This is a genomic window from Oleiphilus sp. HI0125 (genome assembly GCF_001635355.1).
Genome location: NZ_LWGF01000130.1, coordinates 1 through 614, shown reverse-complemented (window position 1 = coordinate 614; position 614 = coordinate 1). Strand labels below are relative to the sequence as shown.

The following is a 614-nucleotide window of genomic DNA, read 5'->3' as shown; positions in this document are numbered from 1 at the left end:
AAAGCTTGAAGTGAACAGCTCTTCAGACATTGATGAGAATCTTGCTGGTATTGGTGTTCGTGTAAACGGTGGTGATTTGATTCCTTTTGATCGTATTCAAGCAAAAAATGCAGGTGTGTTAAAAGGGAATTGGATAAACAAATTATCAGAAGGTGGTGAGCTTGAGATTATGCTCGGGTTCTTCCCTGATAAAGACTTAGATAGTCCCGTATTTAAGCGTGTTGCATCAATCAACGATTTATCTAGTCTTGTACCAACTTACTACAAGCTAAAATAGCCGCAGGCAAGATCGAGTGAACGTAAAAGGCAGAGTAGTTTTACTCTGCCTTTTTTATTGGATTTCTTACAAAACAAAACTTGTCTCTTTACCTCTTCGTAGTACTCTTCCTATTCAAATTCGTTATCAATCAAGTTAAGGAGCTATGATGCAATTTCTCCATACCATGATTCGTGTAAGTGATGTCGAAGCGTCACTGAAATTCTTCTGTGATGGTCTTGGGCTCATCGAAACGCGTCGTTATGAGAGCGAAGCAGGGCGCTTTACACTGATTTATTTAGCGGCTCCCGATGATGAAGAACGAGCGCATGCAGACAAAGCTCCAGAGCTAGAACTA

At 40.6% G+C, this 614-nt stretch carries 2 protein-coding genes; both read left to right on the top strand.

Annotated features, from left to right (window positions below):
• The coding region (locus A3762_RS02205) for a hypothetical protein (protein WP_231878702.1) at window positions 1-277 on the top strand (277 nt) is incomplete at its 5' end.
• A gap of 148 nt (window positions 278-425) precedes the next feature.
• Window positions 426-614 (top strand): VOC family protein (locus A3762_RS02200; protein ID WP_197468949.1); only part of this gene is annotated, 189 nt, incomplete at its 3' end.